This window comes from Mesorhizobium sp. M2C.T.Ca.TU.002.02.1.1, assembly GCF_003997225.1.
In genome coordinates, this window is sequence record NZ_RZTO01001399.1 from 1 (window position 1) to 748 (window position 748).

At 63.8% G+C, this 748-nt stretch carries 2 pseudogenes; both read left to right on the forward strand.

The features are described from left to right. Positions 1-445, forward strand: a pseudogene (locus EOD07_RS36360) (mannitol dehydrogenase family protein); the annotation flags it as partial. 19 nt (positions 446-464) lie between these two features. Then, positions 465-748, forward strand: a pseudogene (locus EOD07_RS36365) (sugar phosphate isomerase/epimerase); the annotation flags it as partial.

Sequence of the window (748 nt, forward strand, 5' to 3'; positions counted from 1 at the left end):
CACCAACACCGCGATCCGCCACCGCAACCACCAGATCGCCACCGACGGCTCGCAGAAGATCGTCCAGCGCCTGCTCAACCCGATCCGCGACCGCCTGGCGAAAGGCGAGAGCATCGAGCTGCTGTCGGTGCCGGTCGCCGGCTGGATGGCCTATCTGATCAAAGCTTCCGCGCGCTTCGGCCGCGCCTGGCAGGTATCCGACCCCTTTGCCGAGAAAGTAGCGGCGATCGCCGATCGCATCGGCTCGAACAGCAACGCGCTTGTCGATTCGATCCTTGCGATCGACGCCATCTTCGATCCGCAACTGGCCGCGAACGCAACATTCCGCGCGCATGTCGTCGCCAGCCTCGACGGCCTGCTCTCGAATGATCCGGCTGGCTTTGTCAGGCAAGTCTGTACTGGGCCAACAGATGCGCGGTTGAAGCAGCCGGCTCGATCTGCATAGTTAGCTATTGGGAGGCATCATGAAACTTGGACTGCTGACGGCACCATTTCCGGATACTGCTCTCGACGAGGTCGCCGACTGGGCGCGCTCGGTCGGTTTCGAGGCGCTGGAAATCGCCTGCTGGCCGAAGACTTCCGGCGCCAGCCGCCGCTATGCCGGCACCAGCCATATCGACGTGGATATCCCTGCCGCGCAGGCGAAGGACATCGCCGCCGAGCTTGCCGGCAAGGGTCTGGCCATCTCCGGCCTCGGCTTTTATCCCAATCCGCTCCATCCGGACCGGACGCATCGCGAGGCTGTGAT